This window comes from Paraburkholderia tropica (genome assembly GCF_900109265.1).
Taxonomy (GTDB): domain Bacteria; phylum Pseudomonadota; class Gammaproteobacteria; order Burkholderiales; family Burkholderiaceae; genus Paraburkholderia; species Paraburkholderia tropica.
Window position 1 is genome coordinate 17518 of the sequence record NZ_FNZM01000026.1, and the last position, 20087, is coordinate 37604.

The following is a 20087-nucleotide window of genomic DNA, read 5'->3' on the forward strand; positions in this document are numbered from 1 at the left end:
ATTTGGCGTGCCGTTGGAGCGCGCAATGGCGCGCTTGCGAAGGGTGGGCGTGGGCGCGCCAATTGCGCGCCGCGGCGACGATGGGATTTCGGAGCCACTGCGTGAGGAACCGTCACGATGCACAAACCGTCACCGACCCGGCGCGCTGTTCGCATGCTCATCCTGCGCACGCTGGGAGAGGTGCTCTGGCGTCATCGCACGGCGACGGCGGCCGCAGCCTCGCTAATGATTCTGGCTCGGCTGAGCGCGGTGTCGGTGCCGATTGCGCTCAAGCATTTGATCGATGGACTCGGCCACGCGCACACGCTCGCGATGGTGCCGGTGTTGCTGGCGCTTGCCTACGCGCTGTTGCGTTTTATGTCCGATGCGCTCGGCGAGGCGCGCGACGTGGCGTTCAGCGTCGTCGTGCAGCGGGCAGTGGCGACACTTCGCGAACGCACGTTCGCGCAATTACATCGGCTGGGGGCGCGCTTTCACGCGCAGCGGGAAACCGGCGCGATCGTGCGCGATGTGCAAAAGGGCGCGGACGGCCTGGGCTTTCTGCTCGGCACGGCGCTGTTCTCCGTGCTTCCGACGCTGTTCGAAATGGGACTTGTCGTGGCGATCGTCGCGTCGCATTACGACGACGCATTCGTGCTCGCCATCGTCGCGACGTTTGCGTGCTATGCGGTCTATACCGCGATCTTCACGCGCAGGCGTCTCGTCTTCCAGCGCGCGGTGAATGCGCTGGAAGCGCAGGCGGACGGGCGGCTCGTGGACAGCCTGCTCAATCACGATACAGTCAAATATTTCTCGACCGACCGGCACGAGGTCGCGCGGCTACGCGCCGTACTGGATGAATGGGTGCTCGCGCGCACGGCGAACCAGCGCGCGCTCACCACGCTCCATGTCGGGCAGAGTGCCGTGGTGGCCGGCGGCATCGCGGCAGTAATGCTGATCGCGGTGCAGAGCGTCCTGAGTGGCGCGATGACGATCGGCGACCTCATTCTGGTCAACGCTTACATCATTCAGGTGTGCGCGCCGCTCAATACGCTCGGCTTCGTGTTTCGCGAGACCAACGATGCGCTGACTGATGTCGAGCGCCTGTTCGGCATCTTGGCGGCGCGCGGCACACCTGGCGAGGACGAGGATGTGCCCGGCGCGCGTGCGCTTGTTCTACACGAAGGCGAAGTGGCGTTCCGTCATGTCGAATTCGGTTACGATGCCGCGCGAGCCGTGCTGCACGATATCGACTTCGTCGCGGCACCGGGGCAGACCGTGGCCGTGGTCGGCGGCAGCGGGTCCGGAAAATCGACGCTGATCCGGTTGTTGTTTCGCTTCTATCAACCGAAGCAAGGCACGATCGCGATCGACGGCCAGGACATTGCGCATCTGCGTCAGGCTACGCTGCGCGAGGCAATCGGCATCGTGCCGCAAGATACGGTGCTTTTCAACGACACGATCGCGTACAACATCGCCTACGGACAGCCCGCGGCGACGCGCGCCGAAGTGGTGCGAGCGGCCCGCGCCGCCCAGCTCGACGATCTGATCGAGCGTCTGCCCGATCACTACGACACGCGGGTGGGCGAGCGCGGCGTGCGGCTTTCCGGCGGCGAACGGCAACGCATTGCGATTGCGCGCGCGATCCTGAGGAATCCCCGCATCATGGTGTTCGATGAAGCGACGTCCGCGCTCGACACGCGCTCGGAGCGGGCCATTCAACGCGAACTGAAAGGGCTCGCGCGCGGACGCACGACGCTCGTGATCGCGCATCGGCTGTCGACGATCGTGGACGCCGACCTGATCCTGGTGATGGAGCACGGACGCATCGTCGAGCGCGGGCGGCACGACGCGCTGATTGCGCGCGATGGTGTCTACGCGAAGATGTGGGCGATGCAATGGCGACAGGACGATCTGCAGCACGCGGAGCGGCAGCTCGTGAACACGCCCGTGGAGGTGGCGGCGTTACTGGCGCGCGTGGTGGCGCATGTGCGTGAAGCAGAGGGCGCGGAGGCGGTTGCGAGCGTCGAAACGCAGTCGGAGCCAGGGTTATGGGTCAGCAGTGCGGATCCCGACGCGCTGGCGCAGGCCGTGATGTCACTGGTCACCAATGAGCTGGCGCACGCGCCCTCGCGAGCGCGGGCGTCTGCGCCCGCCGTGAGACTGCGGACGCGGCGCGAAGGCAATCGCGTTGCGCTGAGTGTCGCCGGCGGCGAGCGTCCCGCACCGCTCGACGACGATGGACTCGCCCGGATCGAGGCGCTGCTCGGCAAGGCGGCGGCCAGTCTCGCACTCGATCCCGAGGGAAGCTGCGTGTGTTATGCGGTTTCGTTGCCGCTCCACGTGCTTTTGCCGGAGACCGGTGAAGGCACGTTGAAGGATGCGCGCGAACTGGCAAGCCTGAGGGTCGCCGTGCTGGACGACGAGGAGGAGACCCGCAATGCGCTGGAAGCGGTTCTCTCGCTGCACGGTGCGTCGGTGGAGGCGCAGGCGAGTGGCGCGCAGTGGCTCGCGGCGCTACGCGCGACGCCTCGCGAGCGCTGGCCGGATGTGCTGCTCTGCGATCTGCAACTGGAGGACGGGGAGGATGGCGCGCGCGTGGTCGCCGGTTTGCGTGACCTCGAGCGCGAGATGCGTGCGCAGAGCGATCCGCCAGCGCGCCCGCTCGCGGTCATTGCGTTGACCGGGCAAACGGCGCGTCTTGAACAAGCGCCTGGAGAACAGGGCCTGTTCATCGCGCGGCTTGCCAAACCGGTTGCGGTGCCGGCCTTGCTGAGGGCGATCGGTTCGGCGACCGGCCGCGAGGTCACGCGCCGCCAGGCGGGCGAATCGTTCACCGGTCGGTGAGCCTCATCCGGGGCGCGCGCGACGATTCTCAATCTCCGTGACAATGCTTTCGGCATGTTCGAAAACGTTCTCTTCGGAGTCGAACTCAATGTCGATCGTCACGGGCGCGTAGTCGCGGAGGGTTGTGCGGCTTTCGCTCTCGACGCGCATGCACCAGCCGCCGCGTGCGGTTCGAATTGCGCTGATCCGATAACAGCCCGAGCCTTTTCTAATGACTCTTTCTGACATCGGTCCTCCCTCATCGAGCAAGGTTTCGGTAGGTCATGCTGTGACATGTGAAGTATAGGTTCGGATCATGCAAAGCGATGGCTTGCTCGGCACGGGCAATGCGCTGTTGGACACCACTGCACTATGAACTGGTCCACTGAGGAGTCCACCATGAAAGCGGTCGTTTTCCATGACATAGGCGATATCCGTCTCGACACCGTTCCCGACCCGACGCTCGAACGCGCCGACGACGCGATCGTGCGCATCACCTCCAGCGCGATATGCGGCACCGATCTGCATATGATCCGCGGCACGCTCGGCGGCATGAAGCCCGGCACCGTGCTCGGTCACGAGGGTGTGGGCATTGTCGAGGACGTCGGCGGCGACGTCCGCAACCTGCGCCGGGGCGCTCGCGTGGTGATCCCGTCGACGATTTCCTGTGGCGCGTGTTCGTACTGCCGCGCCGGCTACACGGCGCAGTGCGACGCCGCCAACCCGCACGGCGCGCAGGCGGGCACGGCGTTCTATGGCGGCCCCGAAAGCACCGGCCCTTTCAACGGCTTGCAGGCGCAGTACGCGCGCACGTCGCGCGCGAACGCGAGCCTCGTTGCGCTCCCCGACGACATCGACGACGACCGCGCGATCCTGCTCTCCGATATTTTTCCGACCGGCTATTTCGGCGCTCAACTGGCCGAGGTGCGGGACGGCAATACCGTCGTGGTGTATGGCGCGGGGCCGGTCGGACTGTTCGCGATCGCCAGCGCGAGACTGATGGGCGCGGGCCGTATTTTTTCCGTCGATCACGAGCCGTCGCGGCTCGATATGGCGCGCGCGCTCGGCGCTGAAACGATCAATTTCTCCGAGGAAGATCCGGTCGAAGTGCTGCTCGAGCTGACGCGCGGGATTGGCGCGGATCGAGTCATCGACGCGGTGGGCGTGGATGCGCAACGCGCGCCTTCCGGAGACAAAGCCGAGGACAAAGCCGGCGACCACGCCGGGGACGCGGAAGAAAAGCAGCAATTCGCCCAGGAAGTCGAAGAAATCACGCAAGGGAAGGCCGGGGAGGGACGCCTGTGGAAACCAGGCGACGGTCCTTCACAGGTCCTTCGCTGGGCGGTGAAGACCGTGGCGAAGGCGGGCACGATCGGCATCATCGGCGTTTATCCACCGAACGATCGGGTTTTTCCGATCGGAGAGGCGATGAATCGCAATCTCACCGTGAAAATGGGCAATTGCAACCATCGCACGTTGATTCCCAAACTGGTCGGGCTGGTGCGTGAAGGCGGCTTTGATCCGCTCGCCATCTTGACGCAACGTGAACCGCTCACGCATGTGCTCGATGCCTATCGTGCGTTCGACACGCGAGAACCTGGCTGGATCAAGGTAAAGCTTGAGCCGTGACGTCTCCAATGGGCGCGAGGCAAGTCGGCGGGATCGTGGCTCAGGGCGTAGTCGGGTCCACGGATTGCGCTGGGGCCGTCACCCCACGATCTTAAGGAGAAAATCATGCCTCGCGTCACACCGAGCCGTACCCCGGATACCGCCACGCCTCGCCACACGGCGGCCGCCGACGCGCCCGATGCCATCAGTCTTTTAAAACGCGACCATCAGGCGGTGAAGCACATCTTTGAGTTATTTGAAAAGACGGCGAAGGATGAACTCGACGCCAGGGCGACTTTCGTCCGGCGTGCGTGCGAAGAACTCACGGTTCACGCGGTGATCGAAGAGGAGTTGCTTTATCCGGCGGCCAAAGAGGCGCTCGACGAGGACGACAGGCCCGACGTCGAGGAAGCGTATATCGAGCATTTTCTCGTGAAGGTGCTGATCGAGAAGTTCGTCACGCTGAAAGCGGGAGAGCCCGGTTTCGATGCGGCGTTCAAGGTGCTGAGCGAAATGGTTTCGCATCATATCGAGGAAGAGGAATCCGAGCTTTTCCCGAAGCTCAAGCAATCCGGTGTCGATCTGGCTGAACTCGGAAAGAAGCTGCAGCGTCGCAAGGATGCGTTGAATTCGCGCGTGCCGAAGGACGCGGGCGACAACACAATGAGCCTGCATTGATACTGTCCGCAAGTGTTCCGATCCGTACGTTGTTTATTGAGCTGTTCGACCTATGCTGGAAACGTCCCTCCTCCACGGGGGACATGCTTCCCGAATGGCATCTCATACGCGGCCTGCCAGCTTCCGGCGGCCGCCTTTTTTTGGTCGCAACCAGTCCGTTTGGGCATTGAAATTCAGCTTGTGCTTCTTGATTCCTTACTTCTTCCGACGACGAAGAACGCGATTCAGGCCAGCGGGTCTGGAAATTGCGAACTGCCTTCGCAGTATCTACCCGTGGAGGTGTGCATGCTTTACTACGCAGTCGTCTTCTTTATTATTGCCATTATCGCGGCGATTTTTGGTTTTGGCGGGATTGCAGCGGGTGCTGCAGGAATCGCGAAGATCTTGTTCTTCGTTTTTGCTGTGCTCTTTATCGCCAGCCTCTTCTTTGGTCGGCGCCGCTAGCTGTGCGGAGGTGCATGCCCTTGCCGACGTTTGAGACCGGCAGTGTACCGCGACGCTCTACTGGATTTGGGCCAATTTCGAACTCCAGAACAGATCGTTTCCGTTGTGTCTTGACTCGTATCACGCGGTCGGCCTCCTCCCAATCAATCCGCCGCCGCTGCTGGCGCGCGGCAAAGACGTCGGGCTGGCGCGCTGCCGGCCTGACGAATAACGAGCGGCAGGACCGACCAGTTCCCGGTAAGCGAAAGGCTTGTGAAAAAGCTCGATCTAAGGGCGACGAACATCCCAATGGCGGCAAGCGCCATGAAGCCGGTCGCTATCCATTCTCCAGCCTTTCAGGAGACCGGCGACCTTATACTTTCCCATCACCGCACAATGCCACCCATCAACGTGACGACTACCATGATGGGCAGCGCTGCGAGTCCGTTTATCGCCGCACTCCAATACAGCGCTTTGACCGGGTCTAGAAGAAAGAAAGTGATGGCGCTCCCACCGAGGATGGCTAGTGCAGTGCCCGCATAGAAAGGTGGCCACATCCAGCTGCGCATGAGCGTGCGAGATGAGGCAGTTGTGCTTGAGGTCGAAGCCAACGGGATCGGTATGAAACCTGATTCGATTCGGACGATGTTTCCCTGTTCGAGCAGGAAGGTGCGGCCGGTATCGCCACGGCCGGCCTGGGCATCGGTCTGTCGGTCACCCGCGCGTTGGTCGCGACGCATGGGGGGGCATCGCGAGCGAACAGCGAGGGGCGAAGCAACAGAAGCCGCTTCGGTGTCGAACTATCCCGACAGTCACGGCCGCCTCCCTTGCGCGTCGCGCGGGCTCGCGCATTGCGGCTTACAGGGCACGGTAGACCGAGTCAAGTTGCAGGCGGCTTCGGTGCCGCGTTTAATGCGGGTTTTAACATCGTGAAAGAACGAGCGACTATCCTGTGCTGTCGGCATGGAAAAATTCTTCTCGTGGACCGGGGACGTTCGCGCTGGGCGCTGCCGGGAGGCGCCATTCGGCGAAAAGAGGCTCCTGGAGACGCCGCCCTCCGTGAACTTCTCGAAGAAACTTCGCTTGTCGTTTCCAATGTTCAGTACGTGTTTCAATTCGTTGGATTGAACAAACGTCATCATGTTTTCCTTTCTGTGCTGGGAGACGACTTCCAGGCCAGACCTGCCAACGAGATCGTTCGATGCTGCTGGATACGCCCCGATGAAATTGGCCGGTTTGCAGCGAGCGTGCCGACAAGGGAAATCGTCGCGCCGCTGGTGGGACCGCCAAGCCGCCCGCCGTGCCCCTCCACGCGCAAGCGGGTCGTGTCGCCCCCTGAGGGGCGCTCGCCTAGGAAGCGGGCAAGCCGTGCAGCGCCCGTAGGCGGAAGGCAACGCTTCCATTTGCGTGTTCGCTTGCTGAGATAATCAGGAGAGGTTTATGAATTTGCTACGCCAAAGCGGGCATTTAGCCCGTCTGCTCATGATCGTCGTTGTTGCCTTCTGCGTCGGATGCAAACCCGCTGATAAAGCGGGCGGCCCTGCGAATGCGGATTCAGCGGCGAGCAGCTCACCCACAGCCGCGAGTCACTGACGAGGAAAGCCACGCATCAGTCCTCGCCTTTCGAGCTTATCTTCAGTGTTCCGAAGGGGTGACCACGCGGGCCTGCAGTTTGCGCAGGTCGAAGTCCAATCACGTATTCGGCAGAGTGATGCGGTGAAACGTGAATTCAGTGCCGCACGTTCTGCTGCGAGGCCATTACTCAACGCGTCCAGAGGTTCATGCTGGGCCCGGACGGAACGAATCAAGTCCTCACAGAAAGGCAAAACGTTGAACAGCGACGTGGCCGTGCAACACCACGACATACGTCGCGCTCAGTGCCGTCTGTTTCGGCACCATAGCGAAGCCTTCTCTGCATCTGGTCACTTTCCGGACGAGGGCATCCAGCACGAACGACAGACACACAGATTCGCAGATGGCGTTGTCGCTCTTACGCCCGACGCAGATCACAGCAGGTTTCGGATAGGTCCGTACCAAGGCTCTGGTCACGGCGCGCAACCGGACGCGTCTGGCGGAGGTGGTGATCGAACATCCCGTCAAGGTGGCCATCGGCCCAGACAATGGATCATACTTACTGGAACATCGTCATTGGGCACTTGCCTGCGGGCTACTTTGCAACGGTGGTGTGCCACAGCACACGCGTTAGCGCGTGCCATGGCGCGCTTTGCACTCGAGCCATTGCGCAGGCCATCGCGCACGATCTCGTTCATTCGGGCATTGCGAGCACAAAGCGCTTCCACGCGTAACAGATGCGTCCGTCCGAAACCCGCAACATCCGTACGGAGCGAATCGCTCAATATGCTCTATCGTTCAGATGTCTCTTGTCCTTGGGGGACGCTTCTTAACAGAAGTGAGCATTGCGGCCGCCGATATCCGGCGGTCGTTTTTTTTGGTCGCGTTCCGGAGGATCTAGGTACAGACGTTGCGGATTTTGCGGGCACTAACTTCGGAGGTGTGCCATGAGCCAGCGCAAGACGATTGACGACCTTTTCGTTCATATGCTTTCGGACATCTATAGCGCCGAAAAGCAGCTCACACGAGCGCTGGGAAAGCTATCGCGCACCGCGAGTGACGCCGCGCTCGCGGAGGCATTCAAAACACATCTGGAGGAAACCCAGGGCCAGGTGGAGCGCATTGACAAGGTGGTCGAAGCAACGGGTATTCGCCTGAAGCGCATGAAATGTGTCGCGATGGAAGGGCTCATCGAGGAGGCCGCCGAACTCATCGACGAGATCGAGAAAGGGCCCGTGCTTGACGCGGGACTCGTCGCCGCCGCGCAGAAAGTCGAGCACTATGAAATCGCTGCGTACGGGAGCCTATGCGCGATCGGCAAACAGCTCGGACATACCGAGGCCGTGAAGTTTTTGAAGGAAACGCTTGAGGAAGAGAAGGCGACTGACCTCAAGCTCACACACTTCGCGGAAGCTGCTGGTAATGCGAAGGCTGGCAAGCAAGCCTGATGTTATGCACTCTTAATCAAAAGGAGAGTCACATGTTCATGCACAACAAGCGGTTGCAATATACCGCGCGCGTCGACGTCACCAACCCCGGTCTTGCCAACCTGCTACTCGAGCAGTTCGGTGGCCCACAGGGTGAGCTTGCCGCGGCGATGCGTTATTTCATACAGGCCGTCGGCGAGGAAGATCCCGGGCGAAAGGACATGCTGTTCGATATTGCGACGGAGGAGCTGAGCCACCTCGAAATCATCGGGTCTCTCGTCGCGATGCTCAACAAGGGCGCGAAGGGCGAACTGGCAGAGGCTGTCGACGAGCAGGCCGAACTTTACCGGAAGTTGAACGGTGCGGGCAACGACAGCCACGTCACGCAGGTGCTCTATGGCGGCGGGCCGCCGCTCGTCAACTCGGCGGGTGTGCCCTGGAGCGCTGGCTACATCGACACGATCGGTGAGCCGACGGCAGATCTTCGGTCGAACATCGCAGCAGAAGCGCGGGCGAAAATCGTCTACGAGCGCCTGATCAATGTCACGGACGATGCGGGCGTGCGCGAGGCACTGGGCTTTCTCATGACACGGGAAGTGGCTCACCAGAAGTCGTTCGAAAAGGCGCTGTATGCGATACGGAACAACTTCCCTCCCGGCAAGATGCCGCCGGTGCCTCAGTTCGCAAACATCTACTACAAGATGTCGCACGGGCTCGACGTCGTTCCGGCGCCGTGGAACAGCGGGCGCGGCCTGGAGATCCAGACCGGCGAGCCCGCCGTCGACGGAGGGGACGGAAACGCACAGGTCAACCTCAACGCTACCGAGCAGGCCGCGCTGGCGGCCATGGCGACACGCCTCGTATCGCGGCCGGACATCGATCCGCCGACCGGTGCGGAACTGGGCGAGAGTGAAGGCGCGGCCGACCTGCCGGCCGGGACGCAGATACAACCTGACCAGGAGTCGCCATGACTGCGCCAGGCGCGGCGAGTCTGTGAACTGATCCTTCCGCAGGAGGTGGCGATGGCGAATCGGCTGCTGGATCATCTGCTGGACACGGTCACTAAGTTCGTATCCCGGTCGGCCGGCGGTAGAGACGACGCCAAACGCTGATGCACTGTGTCGCGCCTGAAAGACGTGGGTGCGGAGTCTCCGGAGCAAAGCTCTGCGGGATTTCGCACGTTGGGGGGCGCTGGGATCTTATACCTTCCTCGCGAATTTAGCCCGCGATGTAGCGAGCTTTTTTTCGTTCACAGTGCGTGGAACGCCATTTGCTTCTTAAGAGGAAGCACGCGAGACGCGAGGAGCGAAATGAACGAACATGAGGGCAAAAAAAGTGCGCCGCTCGACAGGCTAGAGACAGTTCCGGACTCGGCAAGTCCGGCCTATGCTGCGCGCAATCCTCTCGGCCGCGCCTTTGACCGGTTCGCCGCCGCCGTGACGCGGTGGGCAGGTTCACCCCTGGCCTTTTGCTTGGCGTTGCTGAGCGTGGTCATCTGGATCATCACGGGGCCGCTGTTCCACTACTCCGACGCGTGGCAGCTCGTGATCAACACCGGCACGACCATCATCACGTTCCTCATGGTTTTTCTTATCCAGCAGAGCCAGAACAAGGACAGTGTGGCTGTGCATCTCAAACTCAATGAGTTGCTCGCGGCGGATAAGGCGGCGAGCAACACGCTGATCGGCATCGAGGACGCGTCCGAGCAGGACCTGCGACGGGTGGCCGACGCCTACCTCAAGCTTGCAGAAAACGCGTCGCGGCGCGCGCAAGCCACGGGACAGGGCGAGGTGCGGCAGGAAGCGGCATGTGCGCAACAGCATTGCGGACACGGACCGAATATGACCAAGACATGACGCGCGCTTCTCACTCTTTCCCGTCGCGCTTCATCCCCGAGAAGTGCGATTTTGCCGGCGGCGGAGCCGGCTTTTTTTCGCCGCGGGCATCCTGTCTTGTACGCAGTCACCCGCGGGGCGGAATAGCGATTGCTACCTTTTGTCACCGTTGGGGGGCCACTTCGGCCTGACTGCAGAGCGGTTCGTGGTCGTTGGAAGGGCCATCAGACGTGGAGGAACGATATGCAAAGCGAAAACGATTCCCGGAGGCGCCTTGGAAACTGGATGCCCGGAGCGGAAGACAAGAGCGCAGCGTTCCGCGCGGAGATAGCAGCCAAGGCACAACAGCGAGCAAAGCATACGGCTTTGTCGAGTGTTGTGCAGGATCTGGGCAAGCTGATAGATCGCGATCCGGTGCTGCGAATGAACCTTTCGCGCGCGATCGAGGAAGCGCTGGGAATGGGAAAGCGGCTTGGCTATTGCAACATCGAAGAGTTGCTAGTGATCATCGACTACCTCACGACGTTCAGCCCGCCGTTCGACGAGGACGCACCGGTCGCTACCCCACTGAATACCGTGCTCGATTGGCCCATGTGTATGCCGTCGGGATATGCGGTGTTTCGGGACTCCGTTTTCAACGCGCAGCTGAGGCGCGTCCTGAATACCTGGTGCGCGTTTCTTAGCGGACCGCGATCCCGGGTATGGCTCACGACTGAAACTGGCGGCTGGTTCAGTCCGGCTGCGCTCGACAAGCTGGGTATGGACGACTATGTTCATGATCGTGCCCGCCCGTATTGGGGCTTCGATTCCTGGAACGCGTTCTTCACGCGTCATCTCCGGCCCGGCGCCCGGCCTGTCGAAGGACGGGACGACCCGGCGGTTATCGTGAACGCCTGCGAAGCATCGCCGTTCGATGTGCGCGAGAACGTCAGACTCGTTGACCGGTTCTGGATCAAGTCGCAGCCTTACTCGTTAAAGGAAATGCTCACGTCGAGCGATGAGGCGCTTGCGAGGACCTTTGTAGGTGGCACCGTCTATCAGGGTTACCTAAGCGCATTCAACTATCATCGCTGGCATGCCCCGGTGGACGGCCGGGTGAGTGAAGCCTACAACGTTGATGGAACTTATTTCTCGGATGCCGAGGCGCAAGGCGCTGACCCTGGCGGATTAAATGACTCGCAGGGCTATACCACCGCAGTGGCGGCGCGCGCCATTATTGTCATTGAAAGCGACAACCCCGCGATTGGAAAAGTCGCATGTGTCTTTGTGGGTATGGCGGAGGTGTCTTCCTGCCAGGTGTGCGTGCGGCCAGGAGACGACGTGCGCAAAGGAGACGAACTTGGATGGTTCCAGTATGGCGGCAGTACATACTGCATGATTTTCCGCGCTGACGTGATTGACCGGTTTGTGCCGCGGCCGCCGTGGCACGACGACGTGCCGCCGCTAAAGGTCAACGCGGCGCTTGCCTATTGCAAAAGTCATCTGCACCGAGCCAACGCGGAGTCTCGGTGATGCAGTCGCGACTCGCGTCGCATCCGTGGCCGTGAACGGGCCGGCAAGGGGCAGGCCGGCGGCGGATGCGCCGAGACCTGCCCCGTGTACCGTTTGTACCGGTCAACGGGGAAGCGGGGGAAGGCCAATGAGAGAGGTATCATTTTCGTGATGAGCCAGTCAGGGCTTCATGACAACCTTGATGCAGCCATCCTCCTTGTCCCTGAACGTCTTGTACATCGCCGGTCCCTCCTCGAGCGAGACCGAATGCGTAATCACGAAAGACGGGTCAATCTGTCCGTCCAGAACTCGTCGCAAGAGGTCGTCGGTCCACCGGTTCACGTGCGTCTGCCCCATACGGAACGTCAGCCCCTTATTCATCGCCGCGCCAAAGGGGATCTTGTCGAGCAGACCGCCGTAGACGCCCGGAATAGACAACGTTCCCGCAGGGCGGCAGACATAAATCATTTCGCGCAAAACGTGGGGTCGATCGGTTTCCAGCATGACCGCCTGCTTGACGCGGTCGTAGACCGAGTCAAACGAATGCCCAACGTGCGCTTCGAGACCCACTGCATCGATGCATTTTTCCGGGCCCTTGCCGCCGGTGATGTCCTTGAGTCGCTCCACGACACTCTCGTTTCCGAAATCAATCGTGATTGCGCCGCCAGCCCGCGCCATGGCCAGACGCTCTGGCACGAGATCGATGACCACCACCTGCCTTGCACCGAGGATCACCGCGCTTCGCAACGCCATCTGGCCCACGGGGCCAGCACCCCAGATCGCGACAGTATCCGTGGGTTCAATTTCACATTGAACAGCGGCTTGCCAGCCGGTCGGAAAGATATCGCCCAGAAATAAAGCCTGCTCGTCGGTCAGGGAGTCGGGGACCTTCACGTGTGTGTGGTCGGCCCAGGGCATGGCACTCTCACATATTCGGCCTGGCCTCCAGGATATCCGCCTGTGAGGTGCGAATAGCCGAACAGGCCCGCAGTGGTGTGACCGAATACCTTTTCGGCTTTTTCGTGATTGCGGTTGGTGCGTTCGCATACGGAAAAGTTGCCACGCTTACATTGATCGCATTCGCCGCAAACAATCGTGAAAGGCACAACTACGCGCTCACCCACTTTCAGCGCACGGTTATCACGCCCGACCTCCACGACTTCACCCATGAACTCATGGCCGAGAATATCGCCATGCTCCATCGTCGGCATGAACCCGTCGTAAAGATGCAGGTCCGATCCGCATATTGCGCAGCTCGTCACCTTTATGATCGCGTCGCGGCCGTCCTCGATTACCGGATCGGGGACGGTGTCGCAGCGCACGTCGTGCTTGCCATGCCATCGTAATGCTCGCATTGCAGTTTCTCCTTGCCATCGTCGCTAACACGTATCGGCGCTTCCCCATGGAAACACCTGCGGGCTGACCGCGCGCTGCACGGCCACCGTTTCCTTCTTCCCCGGCGAGCGTTCGCATTTCAGCGTAGCCGGCTGTCTGAGCGGGACCTCTATGCATCGGTCCCAAGGTTTGACGATCTGCGCCAGCAGACCGCGCTCGCGCTGCCTTTCATGGCTGGTGAACCCGAGCATCAGGCAGCTCCGCGGTAAGATAATCGGGCAGCCGCGACAACGCGTAAAGCGCCGCAGCTTGCCGCACCTCGTCGCGATCACCGGCAATGCGCACAGTTTCGCTGCACGTTCGGATTTCGCCGTTGCCGGTCTTCCACGACCAGGCGAAGCACTGCGTTCCGGGCGGCACGCCGCCATTGCCGCGCGCGTCAGCCACGCCCGTGTTCGACACGGCGACATCGGCGCTACAGCCGGCACAAGCCAGTGCGCCCTCAGCCATTTCGCGCGCCACTTCCTCGCTCGTCAGCCCGTACTGATAAATCGTTGCTGGCCGCACGCCGAGGAATCCCGCCTTCCCCGAGGGCGAATAGGCAACGAATCCCACGTCCAGACACGCGCCGCTGCCAGGCACGGCCGCAAGCGTCGAGGCGATCAGTCCACTCGTACACGATTCCGCTGTCGCGAGCGACCGGTGAGACAACGTCAGGAAGGTCACGACATCGGCGGGAGTGTTCATTGTTGGCTCCATAGCGCTTGCAGACTTCTCTGCTGCACAGCAACTCAAGGACTCGCACACGGGAGGGCGCAGCATCGTGCAGACGCGCTTTACTGGTGCGAATGGTTGGATGCGTGCAAAACCTTCATGTTTCGGGGTATTCGATGTCCAGACGGATCACCTCGTGGGCAAGTTCGAGCGCTGCCACGCGCGCATCTTTTGGCGCGTCGAATAATCCCGGTACACGACATCCGTCGTGGGGGTAAATCAGTTTCCTGTCGGTCTTGCGTCGGATCCTGAGGTCGGCCGCATAGTTACCGAGAATGCTGACACGCGGGCGGCAAACGACTTCGTAGTCGCCAATATCGAAGACATCGAGGGCACTAACGGGCTTTGGCATGGTATGGGGCTCATCGGGGGCTAAAGAACAACACATCGGTCTCGCGATAGGGGTCTCATCGGATCGTTTGCGCATCGCAAATGCCTGTGGAGGGGTTTAGGCGGCCTTGCGGAGCGTCCAGAAATCATCCGTTACGGACATCGCCCGCGGCGCCTGTGTCTGTCGTGTTCTTATTCGCCGCGTGGCTGCCGGCAAGGGCTGGATGTCGCGAGACCCCATGTGTCCCTTGGCCATCCGGCGGCGCGAGCGCACATCGAGCAACAGCGAGGAGGTAGAAAATGAGTAGCGGCGTTCTCGCTGTTTCCGGGCCAGGCTGCCGGACGGAGTCGTCAGAACGAAGCGAGGCAGAAGCGGTTTATCGCCGAAAGTAGTCTGCGCGCCCGCTTTCAGATTCCTCGACTTCCTTGACAACGATCAGGCGGAGTTCGATAAGCGCCTTCAGACTCGTCAACAGGTTGTCGTGCAGTTTCCGGGATTCTTCGGAGCGGAATCCAGCGATATCCATCCGCCTCGCGTGCTCGGTGACGAGCCGACGGCAGTGGTCAATCTCGCGCTCGATTCCGCTCAGCTCTTCCCACGCGCGGTCGTTCCTCGGCATGGCACACGTTCCTCCGCGTCGCACTTCCGCCCGAAAAGCTTTTTCTAAGGCCCGTTGGACACGGGGCCGTGAGCGTTGGGCCGCGGTTGCCGACAATGGCATCCGCGGCGTTGCTACACATTCGCATGCGCGCTGTCTCCGGTTCCGCTATCTGACACCGCGTCGCCGGAATCACGTTGAACGATGCAAGCTTCGTGTTCATTGGAGTCGGAGCACGCTGGGCTTTCGCCGGCCTTCCCAGGCTTGGGCGAGCGGCGGGGCATTGCTGAGGAGGCGTCGGCATCATGTCCCCTCGCCCGACGTCGCTTCGAACGGTTCAGTTCGGTACCCACCCGTGGGTTGGCGGCATAGCTTTTGCGTCGTCTGAAGTCCGCAACGTTCACTCGGGAGAGAGCCATGACTGAACAGCACCGCCCCGGCGAAGTCGTGAAGACATCCGGAATTTATAAAGTAGTTCGCGAGGGTGGGAATGCCGCCTTCGAGGTGACATGCGTCGAAGGTGAACATTTTCCGCCGACGCGTAGCGGCAAAGGCGCGCATTACGAACTGCTGCATGCAGCGACGCACTCGCACAAACACTCCGAGCTCGGGTCGGGAGATTGACGTGGTCGCGGGCCGTAGGCACAGGTCTTCAGCATCCGCCGCAGACTCGCCCGGCGACCCGGGCCCGCTCGAAAGATACGATGCCAAGCGAAATTTTGGGATAACGCCTGAGCCAGCCGTCCGGGCGTTGCCGGAGCGTCACGGAAAGGTTGACCCTTCGTTCGTCATCCAGAAGCACTGGGCAAGTCGCCTGCATTACGATTTCAGGCTTGAGGCGGGTGGCGTCCTCCTGTCGTGGGCAGTCCCGAAGGGGCCTTGCTACGACCCGAAAGCGAAGCGCATGGCCGTGCATGTCGAGGACCACCCCCTCGACTACGCAAGCTTTGAGGGGACCATACCGGCGAAACAGTATGGTGCTGGCGATGTCATCGTGTGGGACAGAGGCACATGGGACCCCGTAGGCGATCCCGTCGATGGAATAACTGCGGGCAAGCTCGTTTTCCGCCTTCATGGCGAGAAGCTCGCGGGTCTCTGGGAACTCGTGCGGATCTCGAAGCCAGGCGAGAGACAGGACCGGTGGATGCTGTTCAAGAAGCGCGATGAATGGGCCAGACCACTGTCCGAGTACGACGTGCTCAAGGCGCTGCCCGATAGCGTCGTTACACATCCCCTGGGCCTGATAGAGGAGCGTGAGCCGAAGGTTGCACCACCCCGCGCGGAAACGCCGGTGGTGCCTGATCTCTCTGCCGCGGTGCTCGCGCCGTTGCCCGCAAAGATCGAGCCCCAACTCGCAACGCTGGCCCCTTCGTTGCCGGTCGGCGGTGACTGGATCACCGAAACGAAGCTCGACGGTTACCGACTGCTTGCACGCATCGAAGAGGGCGAGGTTTGCCTTTTCACACGCAGCGGCCACAACTGGGCGGCGAAATTTCCCACGCTGGTCGGTGAACTGGAGGCGCTGGAGGTATCGACGGCGTGGCTCGACGGCGAGATCGTGATGCTGACGGCTGGTCTACCGGATTTCTCCGCACTGCAAAACGCGATGGATGCGCGAGCGAGCGGTGACATCGTCTATTTCCTTTTCGACCTCATGTACGTCAACGGCGAGGACCTGCGAAGGGTGCCGCTGTGGGCGCGGCGCGCGCGGCTTTCGCAACTGCTCGGAAGCGCGGGCGAGCATCTGCGTTTTAGCGAGGCGTTTGACGCGCCCGCCGCCGCGATGTTCGAGGCGGCGGCGAGTCTTGGCATCGAAGGCCTGATGCTCAAGAGGCGCGATGCGCACTACGAATCCGGGCGGACCCAAACCTGGCTGAAAGCGAAAGCGCGACTGCGACAGGAGCTGGTGATCTGCGGGTTCACGACGCAGGGTGGGAAGGACCGCGAGATCGGGAGCCTGCTGCTCGGCTACTACGATGATGGTGCGAAGCTCGTCGGCGCCGGCAGCGTCGGTACGGGCTGGAGCGCGAGGACCGCGCGCGATCTTTTGGAGCGCCTCGCTCCGCTTGAAACGCGCGAATCGCCCTATGACGTCGCAGCGACCGGATCGCGGCGTTGGTCGCGGCGAGCGGCCGGTGGCGAACGATGGGTCAAGCCGCAGCTCGTCGCGGAGATAGAGTTTGCGGAGTGGACGGCAGACGGCGTTGTGCGGCAGGCCTCGTTCAAGGGTCTCCGACTCGATAAGGCAGCGACGACAGTTGCGCGCGAGGGCGGAAAAACAAGCGCCTCTGAGCCGCCGCTGGCGCTGAAGATAACGCATCCCGAGCGTGTCGTTGATTCGTCGGCCAATATCACGAAAGCAGACCTTGTGCGCTACTACGCGAGCGTGGCCGAACGCATGTTGCCGCACCTTGCCAATAGACCCGTAGCACTGGTTCGCGCCCCGGCGGGTATCGGCGGCGATCTGTTTTTCCAGAAACACGCCGAGCGAACGGGCATGCCCGGGCTGACGATCCACGACCGCGCATTGTGGCCGGACCATCCACCGCTCCTGTCGGTCGACACGGCCGAAGCGTTGATTTCGGCCGCCCAGATGAATGCGATCGAATTCCATACGTGGAACTCCATGATCGGCCGCATTGATCGCCCGGACCGGGTGATCTTCGATCTTGATCCGGGTGCGGGCGTGACCTGGGCGCATGTTCAGGAGGCGACGCTGCTGGTGCGCACATTACTCGAAGAACTCGAGCTCAAAGCCTGGCTGAAGACCAGTGGCGGCAAGGGGCTCCACGTCGTCGTGCCGTTGAAGCCGCGACTGGGCTATGAGGCGGTCAAGGCGTTTTCGCAGGCATTCGTCCGCCACCTCGCGAAGACCATACCGGAGCGGTTCTCCGCAACGTCGGGTCCGTCAAACCGTATCAAAAAGGTCTACGTGGACTACCTGCGCAACGGTAAAGGCCAGACCACAGCCGCGGCGTTCTCCGCGCGCGCGCGCCCGGGTGTGGGTGTTTCCATGCCGGTGTCGTGGGAACAGTTACTCGAGTTGAAATCCGGCGCGCAGTGGGGAGTCCAGACAGCACGCGAGTACCTGAGCTTCCAGTCAGCGGACCCGTGGTCCGACTACTGGTCTACGGCTCAAACGTTGACCGTGGCGACCAAACTGCTGAAGTGAGCGACTCGATTCTGTGGTCACGCGATCGCGAGTGTTCTCCTCTCGCATCGAAGGCGTCCAATTTTCGCCCTCCGAAAATTCAGATAGCCAATGTGCGGCGCTGTTCTCGCCTACATGAGAGTGCACTGCTATGTTCGAAGCCATTCACTATCGCAGTCAGTAGCCAACCAGCGGCGGCGCCGACTGCCACAGCCACGATCAGGACGCGAACACTCGGCCTTACGGGCGACCATTTCGCGACCGCAAGCGCAACAGCAACGTAGGCCACCACAGCGCTCGCGAACTCGCCAGGCGAGCTAACTGCGACCGGGTTTGGCGGCCAACCGTTGGCGGTGGAGGGTTCGAAAATCCAGAGTCCCGCCTGCAGCAGCGTTGGCGTCGGTGTGCCCGTTCAGCTTTATCGGAAACATACGATTCACGGCAAGCAGGCACTGTTGAGTGACGATCTGTGCTTGTGCCAATGCAATCAACGTCCGAAGTTGATCGCGTCGCGAACAGACATGTCGATGTCATTCACGAGCGACGAGGCTGCGGCGTTGAGCGCGGCGGCACTCGCGGGGGTGGGCGGCGCGGAGTCCAGCTCGACGGCTTCATCGGGAAGCGGCTCCGCGCCTCTTTCCGGCGCTCAGGCATTTGAATATGGAGATGTCACGGCGGGGGCGGGCACTGATACCGCGGCGCGGGGCGTGAGTGAACAGCAGGAGGCGGACTGCCATGCTGAGTACGAACGCAATCTGGACGAATGTAACATGCACCGGCCGGCGATCTGTACACGTTAATCTCCTGCAAGCAGAACGCCTTCAAAACCTACAACCAGTGTCGAGGTTTCTAGTCATGGTCGCGCCATCGAAGTCGTTTGTCCTGACGTTCAACGAAGATCTGCAGCAGTTCGAAATGTGCTCCCTTAACGACGCGGACCTTGCCGCGCTGCGTGAGAACGCGCTGGTCGCGCCCTGGCCGATTGCATCGATCCCAGGCGGTGAGCTCACTGGGAAAGTTGCCGCCCGCATCGGCGCAGGCGCGCTCGGAATCCTCTCGATCTATCACCCTGAGATCAAGCGCCGCCTGAAGGTTAAACCGGATGACTATCCGCTTCCTTGAGTTTGCAGGACGCGGCCGCCGTACACCGGACCGACGGGTCACACCGTGGAGCGACGCCACGCACTCATGTGTCGGATGAGCGCCCGTGAATCACCGCGGAGCTTGTCCATCAACATGTCCAGATGGCGCAAGGCCTCGCCATGCGAAGGGTTGATCTGGAGGCACTGCACATACGCCTGCGCGGCGCCATCGTAGTCGCCGAGCTGCTCGAGGACGCATGCGTGGCTGAACGCGGCGTCGTCGCTGTGCGGATTTAGTTCCAGGCAGCGCATGTACCCCCGGGCGGCTTCGTCAAGTTTGCCCGCGTGTTCCAGCAGTACGGCGCGGTTGTAATGCAGCAGTTCGGCTTCGTTGAAATGCTTGAGGGCCTGTTCGAAGACGATCAACGCATCAGAGCAGCGATTATCGCTGCGGGAGAGCATGGCCCCAAGGTTGTTGTACGCGTGATAGTGCGGCATCGGTGATAGTTCGATCACCCGGCGGTACGCGTGTTCAGCTGCGGCGGGGTCACGTTCTTGCAATCGCTCAGCCTTTGCGTACCAGTCCGCAGCCAGTCTTGCTCGTTGTTCAATCCGGGCGGGCGACGCTTCCAGCGGCGTTACAGCGTTTTTTGTGACGCTGTCGCCGAAGTCGAGCAGCAACTGGCCGGAATTCGCATCCCACTGTGTTTCGCTGCTCCTTACGGCGATGGTATCGCCGACTGCACTGATGTGGAGTCCTGATAATGGCGTTTCGTCGGAAAGGCTCTTCTTCACGTTAGCCAGGGCGCGCAGGATTCTCCGTCGGGGAACCTCTGACGTGCGCAATCTAAGGGCTGTGCGCAACACCACAATGTCCCGAAACGAGAACCGGAGTTCGTTCCTGTGGCCTCGCACCGGGGCAACGAGTCCACTCGCGATCAGACTGGACAGGGTGCGCCGTGATACGCCCAACATGG

The 20087-nt window shown here is 61.5% G+C and carries 19 protein-coding genes and 2 pseudogenes; 13 read left to right on the forward strand and 8 right to left on the reverse strand.

Annotation, left to right across the window (positions count from 1 at the left end):
* Nucleotides 1–117: 117 nt before the first annotated feature.
* Entirely contained in the window at nucleotides 118–2826 is a 2709-nt protein-coding gene (locus BMY06_RS33165; RefSeq protein ID WP_074987236.1) for an ATP-binding cassette domain-containing protein, read from the forward strand.
* Between the two features lie 3 nt (nucleotides 2827–2829).
* Here BMY06_RS33165 and BMY06_RS39185 read toward each other — a convergent pair whose 3' ends face one another.
* Nucleotides 2830–3054, reverse strand: a complete 225-nt coding sequence (locus tag BMY06_RS39185; RefSeq protein WP_124263278.1) for a hypothetical protein — start codon at nucleotides 3052–3054, stop codon at nucleotides 2830–2832.
* Between the two features lie 150 nt (nucleotides 3055–3204).
* On the opposite strand from BMY06_RS39185, the gene BMY06_RS33170 reads away from it, so the two are divergent.
* The 3 genes from BMY06_RS33170 to BMY06_RS33180 all read left to right on the forward strand — a co-directional run bounded on the left by BMY06_RS33170 (nucleotide 3205) and on the right by BMY06_RS33180 (nucleotide 5535).
* Nucleotides 3205–4434, forward strand: a complete 1230-nt coding sequence (locus BMY06_RS33170) for a zinc-dependent alcohol dehydrogenase (RefSeq protein ID WP_065063446.1) — start codon at nucleotides 3205–3207, stop codon at nucleotides 4432–4434.
* Nucleotides 4435–4539: 105 nt separating this feature from the next.
* The gene (locus tag BMY06_RS33175) at nucleotides 4540–5091 is read left to right on the forward strand and encodes a hemerythrin domain-containing protein (RefSeq protein WP_074987237.1); all 552 of its coding nucleotides are present in this window, start codon (nucleotides 4540–4542) and stop codon (nucleotides 5089–5091) included.
* 285 nt (nucleotides 5092–5376) lie between these two features.
* The gene (locus tag BMY06_RS33180) at nucleotides 5377–5535 is read left to right on the forward strand and encodes a DUF1328 family protein (RefSeq protein ID WP_065063444.1); all 159 of its coding nucleotides are present in this window, start codon (nucleotides 5377–5379) and stop codon (nucleotides 5533–5535) included.
* A gap of 365 nt (nucleotides 5536–5900) precedes the next feature.
* On the opposite strand, the gene BMY06_RS39985 is transcribed toward BMY06_RS33180, so the two are convergent.
* Entirely contained in the window at nucleotides 5901–6254 is a 354-nt protein-coding gene (locus tag BMY06_RS39985) for a hypothetical protein (RefSeq protein ID WP_074987238.1), read from the reverse strand.
* Nucleotides 6255–6443: 189 nt separating this feature from the next.
* On the opposite strand from BMY06_RS39985, the gene BMY06_RS33190 reads away from it, so the two are divergent.
* The 5 genes from BMY06_RS33190 (at nucleotide 6444) to BMY06_RS33210 (ending at nucleotide 11860) form a co-directional block, all read left to right on the forward strand.
* Nucleotides 6444–6941 carry an NUDIX hydrolase gene (locus tag BMY06_RS33190; RefSeq protein WP_074987239.1) on the forward strand — a complete coding sequence of 166 codons (498 nt, stop codon included), beginning with the start codon at nucleotides 6444–6446 and terminating at the stop codon, nucleotides 6939–6941.
* Nucleotides 6942–8033: 1092 nt separating this feature from the next.
* A complete protein-coding gene (locus BMY06_RS33195) occupies nucleotides 8034–8534 on the forward strand; it encodes a YciE/YciF ferroxidase family protein (RefSeq protein ID WP_065063441.1) in 501 nt (166 codons plus the stop codon).
* Between the two features lie 32 nt (nucleotides 8535–8566).
* A complete protein-coding gene (locus tag BMY06_RS33200; protein ID WP_074987240.1) occupies nucleotides 8567–9484 on the forward strand; it encodes a manganese catalase family protein in 918 nt (305 codons plus the stop codon).
* Between the two features lie 339 nt (nucleotides 9485–9823).
* Nucleotides 9824–10369, forward strand: coding sequence for a low affinity iron permease family protein (locus BMY06_RS33205; protein ID WP_074987241.1), 546 nt, complete (start codon nucleotides 9824–9826; stop codon nucleotides 10367–10369).
* Between the two features lie 222 nt (nucleotides 10370–10591).
* On the forward strand, nucleotides 10592–11860 hold the full coding sequence (locus BMY06_RS33210) for a phosphatidylserine decarboxylase family protein (RefSeq protein WP_074987242.1): 1269 nt from the start codon (nucleotides 10592–10594) through the stop codon (nucleotides 11858–11860).
* A gap of 159 nt (nucleotides 11861–12019) precedes the next feature.
* On the opposite strand, the pseudogene BMY06_RS33215 reads toward BMY06_RS33210, so the two are convergent.
* The 4 genes and pseudogenes from BMY06_RS33215 to BMY06_RS33230 form a co-directional block, all read right to left on the reverse strand.
* A pseudogene (locus tag BMY06_RS33215) lies at nucleotides 12020–13194 on the reverse strand (zinc-dependent alcohol dehydrogenase).
* Between the two features lie 208 nt (nucleotides 13195–13402).
* Entirely contained in the window at nucleotides 13403–13921 is a 519-nt protein-coding gene (locus BMY06_RS33220; RefSeq protein WP_074987243.1) for a CinA family protein, read from the reverse strand.
* Nucleotides 13922–14045: 124 nt separating this feature from the next.
* Complete coding sequence (locus BMY06_RS33225; RefSeq protein WP_074987244.1) at nucleotides 14046–14300, reverse strand: DUF6723 family protein; 255 nt, start codon at nucleotides 14298–14300, stop codon at nucleotides 14046–14048.
* Between the two features lie 355 nt (nucleotides 14301–14655).
* Nucleotides 14656–14898 carry a hypothetical protein gene (locus tag BMY06_RS33230; protein WP_074987245.1) on the reverse strand — a complete coding sequence of 81 codons (243 nt, stop codon included), beginning with the start codon at nucleotides 14896–14898 and terminating at the stop codon, nucleotides 14656–14658.
* Between the two features lie 396 nt (nucleotides 14899–15294).
* Between BMY06_RS33230 and BMY06_RS33235 the strand changes: the two genes are divergently transcribed.
* From BMY06_RS33235 to BMY06_RS33250, 4 genes are all read left to right on the forward strand, one after another.
* Nucleotides 15295–15501, forward strand: coding sequence for a hypothetical protein (locus tag BMY06_RS33235; protein ID WP_074987246.1), 207 nt, complete (start codon nucleotides 15295–15297; stop codon nucleotides 15499–15501).
* Nucleotides 15452–18049, forward strand: a complete 2598-nt coding sequence (gene ligD, locus BMY06_RS33240; RefSeq protein ID WP_074987247.1) for a DNA ligase D — start codon at nucleotides 15452–15454, stop codon at nucleotides 18047–18049. Before BMY06_RS33235 ends, ligD begins: the two co-directional genes overlap by 50 nt.
* A 383-nt stretch (nucleotides 18050–18432) precedes the next feature.
* Complete coding sequence (locus tag BMY06_RS33245; protein WP_124263277.1) at nucleotides 18433–18828, forward strand: hypothetical protein; 396 nt, start codon at nucleotides 18433–18435, stop codon at nucleotides 18826–18828.
* 55 nt (nucleotides 18829–18883) lie between these two features.
* Complete coding sequence (locus BMY06_RS33250; RefSeq protein WP_074987249.1) at nucleotides 18884–19150, forward strand: hypothetical protein; 267 nt, start codon at nucleotides 18884–18886, stop codon at nucleotides 19148–19150.
* A gap of 38 nt (nucleotides 19151–19188) precedes the next feature.
* Here the strand turns inward: BMY06_RS33250 and BMY06_RS33255 are convergent, their stop codons facing one another.
* Both BMY06_RS33255 and BMY06_RS40580 read right to left on the reverse strand, forming a co-directional pair.
* Nucleotides 19189–19905, reverse strand: a complete 717-nt coding sequence (locus tag BMY06_RS33255; protein WP_313903835.1) for a tetratricopeptide repeat protein — start codon at nucleotides 19903–19905, stop codon at nucleotides 19189–19191.
* Nucleotides 19906–20004: 99 nt separating this feature from the next.
* Nucleotides 20005–20085: pseudogene (locus BMY06_RS40580) on the reverse strand (tetratricopeptide repeat protein); the annotation flags it as partial.
* Between the last annotated feature and the right edge of the window lie 2 nt (nucleotides 20086–20087).

What these genes read in the sequence shown, in the direction of transcription:
- BMY06_RS33165 (WP_074987236.1), top strand. Translation starts at nt 118, where the DNA reads ATGCACAAACCGTCACCGACCCGGCGCGCTGTTCGCATGCTCATCCTG.
- BMY06_RS39185 (WP_124263278.1), bottom strand. Translation starts at nt 3,054, where the DNA reads ATGTCAGAAAGAGTCATTAGAAAAGGCTCGGGCTGTTATCGGATCAGC.
- BMY06_RS33170 (WP_065063446.1), top strand. Translation starts at nt 3,205, where the DNA reads ATGAAAGCGGTCGTTTTCCATGACATAGGCGATATCCGTCTCGACACC.
- BMY06_RS33175 (WP_074987237.1), top strand. Translation starts at nt 4,540, where the DNA reads ATGCCTCGCGTCACACCGAGCCGTACCCCGGATACCGCCACGCCTCGC.
- BMY06_RS33180 (WP_065063444.1), top strand. Translation starts at nt 5,377, where the DNA reads ATGCTTTACTACGCAGTCGTCTTCTTTATTATTGCCATTATCGCGGCG.
- BMY06_RS39985 (WP_074987238.1), bottom strand. Translation starts at nt 6,254, where the DNA reads ATGCGTCGCGACCAACGCGCGGGTGACCGACAGACCGATGCCCAGGCC.
- BMY06_RS33195 (WP_065063441.1), top strand. Translation starts at nt 8,034, where the DNA reads ATGAGCCAGCGCAAGACGATTGACGACCTTTTCGTTCATATGCTTTCG.
- BMY06_RS33200 (WP_074987240.1), top strand. Translation starts at nt 8,567, where the DNA reads ATGTTCATGCACAACAAGCGGTTGCAATATACCGCGCGCGTCGACGTC.
- BMY06_RS33205 (WP_074987241.1), top strand. Translation starts at nt 9,824, where the DNA reads ATGAACGAACATGAGGGCAAAAAAAGTGCGCCGCTCGACAGGCTAGAG.
- BMY06_RS33210 (WP_074987242.1), top strand. Translation starts at nt 10,592, where the DNA reads ATGCAAAGCGAAAACGATTCCCGGAGGCGCCTTGGAAACTGGATGCCC.
- BMY06_RS33220 (WP_074987243.1), bottom strand. Translation starts at nt 13,921, where the DNA reads ATGAACACTCCCGCCGATGTCGTGACCTTCCTGACGTTGTCTCACCGG.
- BMY06_RS33225 (WP_074987244.1), bottom strand. Translation starts at nt 14,300, where the DNA reads ATGCCAAAGCCCGTTAGTGCCCTCGATGTCTTCGATATTGGCGACTAC.
- BMY06_RS33230 (WP_074987245.1), bottom strand. Translation starts at nt 14,898, where the DNA reads ATGCCGAGGAACGACCGCGCGTGGGAAGAGCTGAGCGGAATCGAGCGC.
- BMY06_RS33235 (WP_074987246.1), top strand. Translation starts at nt 15,295, where the DNA reads ATGACTGAACAGCACCGCCCCGGCGAAGTCGTGAAGACATCCGGAATT.
- ligD (WP_074987247.1), top strand. Translation starts at nt 15,452, where the DNA reads ATGCAGCGACGCACTCGCACAAACACTCCGAGCTCGGGTCGGGAGATT.
- BMY06_RS33250 (WP_074987249.1), top strand. Translation starts at nt 18,884, where the DNA reads ATGGTCGCGCCATCGAAGTCGTTTGTCCTGACGTTCAACGAAGATCTG.